This window comes from Candidatus Omnitrophota bacterium, from assembly GCA_028715965.1.
In the GTDB taxonomy this organism is placed as follows: Bacteria; Omnitrophota; Gorgyraeia; order Tantalellales; family Tantalellaceae; genus JAQUQS01.
Genome location: JAQUQS010000067.1, coordinates 1 through 2,727, shown reverse-complemented (window position 1 = coordinate 2,727; position 2,727 = coordinate 1). Strand labels below are relative to the sequence as shown.

The 2,727-nt window shown below is 50.6% G+C and carries 2 protein-coding genes; both read left to right on the top strand.

Annotation, left to right across the window (positions count from 1 at the left end; genetic code table 11):
- On the top strand, positions 1-1,637 hold a 1,637-nt coding region (locus PHH49_08800; protein ID MDD5489038.1), incomplete at its 5' end, for a ShlB/FhaC/HecB family hemolysin secretion/activation protein.
- 105 nt (positions 1,638-1,742) lie between these two features.
- A partial coding sequence (locus PHH49_08795) for a filamentous hemagglutinin N-terminal domain-containing protein (GenBank protein ID MDD5489037.1) occupies positions 1,743-2,727 on the top strand: 985 nt, incomplete at its 3' end.

Here is a 2,727-nt window from a genome sequence, read left to right as displayed (position 1 = left end):
AGCGGGACTTCCAGCAAAGGAGGGCCCAGGACGCCATGACCAAAGCGCTGAAGACGAAAAAGACCGAACCCGACATTAAGGAGGAAAGCGGGGTCATACCCGAAGCGCCGGCAGGACCGGCAAAGGAGGAAGGCCCGAAGGTCTTTATCGAGAAGATAGAGGTCGAGGGGGTGACGGTTTTCAGGCCCGCTTTTATACAAAAGCTGGTCAAGCCTTATGAGGGGACGGAAATGTCGCTCGCGGGCTTCCAGGCCGTGGCCGACAAAATAACCGATGAATACCGTAAGCGCGGATATGTTACGTCTGTAGCGTATCTCCTCCCGCAGAGGATAGAGAACCAGACCCTCAGGATAGCAGTGTCCGAAGGAAAGGTAGGGGAAATAACGGTTACAGGCAACAGATACTTCAAGGCCAGTTCGCTTTTAAGATATCTCGACCAGAGAAAAGGCGACCTTTTTAATTACGATACCCTGAGAGAGAACGTGCAGTACATAAACGAGCATCCCGACAGGAACGCGAGCACGGTCCTTGCGAAAGGGGCCGGCCCGGGAGAAACCGATATAAACATGGAAGTAAGAGATAAGCTCCCGCTTCACGCTACGCTGGGGTACAACAACTATAACTCCCGGTTCCTTGAAAAAAATAAATACTCCACCGAGCTTAAGGCCACCAATTTTCTAGGAATGGGGCACATAGTATCAGGGGAAATGCAACTGGGAGAAGCCGGAAGGTTTTCGTTATATTCCGCGAGGTACTTGCTGCCTATAGACGAGAAGTCGCAGATAGGCGCTTCCTATATACATCTCTATCAGGAACTTGCCGGCAACGTGGGGGATCTGGAAATAACCGGCCGGGGCGATATAGTGTCGCTGTATTACTCTTACAAACTGATAAACACGGACAATTTTACGATGAGCGTAGTCCCGGGCTTCGAATATAAGGAGATACAGAATAAACTTCTCGGCATTATTGTAAGCCAGGATCTTATGAGGATAGGCAAACTCGGCCTGGATTTCGATATTTCCGACCCGTGGGGCGGCCGAAACATCATCACGCAGACCTTTAATTTCGGCATAAAGGATATCTTCGGAGGGCTTGGGAAGAACGATCCGAGAGCGTCAAGGGCCGCGTCAAAGGCCGGCGGCCAGTTCTTCAGCAGTGTTACCAATTTCGCGAGGATACAAGACCTCCCCTGGGACCTTTCCTATATGATGAGGGGGTCGATGCAGCTTACGGGAGACGCGCTCACCTCGTCCGAACAGTTCAATATAGGCGGTTTTTCAACGGTAAGGGGATATCCCGTAGCGGAATACGCGGGGGATAGAGGGTTCCAGATGTCGCATGAACTTTATGTGCCTCCTTATGGCGTGCCTAAGGACTGGAGGATACCCTTTACCCGGGAAACGGTATATGATTCCCTGCGCGGCCTTATCTTTTTTGATTGGGGCAAGGTCGAGAATAAGAACCCGGCAGTCGGAGAGCTTTCGCAGGAGACCATATATAGCTTCGGCCCCGGCTTAAGATTTGATATACCCGGAAAACTGTCGGTATCGTTCGATTATGGGTTCGGGCTCGGACAAAAAGGTTCGGACGGCGCGAAATCCAGGGCTTATATAGAAGTTAAGATGTTCCTGTAATAGAGGAACGCTGTATATATAGGAAAGAAGAGGGAAAGGGCCTGCACGCGGGCCAGCTAACTGTTTAGTAACATAATGTGGAGATAAAAACGGAGGTCGGTCAAAATGAAAAGCCCAAATTTATTCAAGAAGCTGAAACGGATAGTCGCGATCGCGACTATCATCGCTTTCTCTTCTAACCCAATGTGTTTCGCTCTGCCGTCAGGGTACACCGTTCGTAACGGTGAAGTATATATTACCCAGCCGGACGGGTCGACCATGAACATCAAACAGATGGGGAACAAAGCTATCATCGACTGGATGAGGTTTTGTATAGCGAACGGGCAAACCGTGAACTTTCTGCAGGATTCGAACGCTATAATCCTTAATCGGGTTACGGGAGGGACCATATCGGAGATATTCGGTACGCTGAACGCGACCGGTCGGGTATGGCTACTTAACCCCAATGGGATAATATTCGGCGCGAATAGCTCGATCAACGCGGCCGGATTCCTGGCTTCGACCCTTAACATGACCAACGAGAGCTTTCTCGACGGTTCCTATATATTCACGAAAGCCGCGAACGGGAACGGCTACATAGTGAATAAAGGAGAGATCGTCGCGAAAGACGGCGGATATGTGGCCCTTCTTAGCGGCTCTGTAGAGAACCAGGGGCTTGTCCAGGCGAAACTGGGCAAGGTAATACTGGCTTCGGGCGAGAAAATGACCGTTCAGCTCGATAGCCTTGGCATGATCTCCGTAGCGATAGATAAAGAGATATCTTCGGCAATAGCCGGCGAGAACGGTGAAGAAGTGAAAGACGCCATACTCAACAAGGGCGTTATAAACGGCGACGGCGGAACGGTAATACTAACGGCGAGCGTACTCAAGGATATATTCGAGAACGCCGTGAATAATGACGGGCTTATCAAAGCGACCACACTCCAGAATATAAATGGCGAGATATACTTAATCGCGAACGACCGCGTGAAGACAACGGGTGAACTCAACGCCGAAGGCGGGAAGATAACGGTAGACGCGCAAGGCGCAGATTTCTCCGGGACTATCACGGCATCCGATGGCGAATACAACATGAATGACGGTGATACGA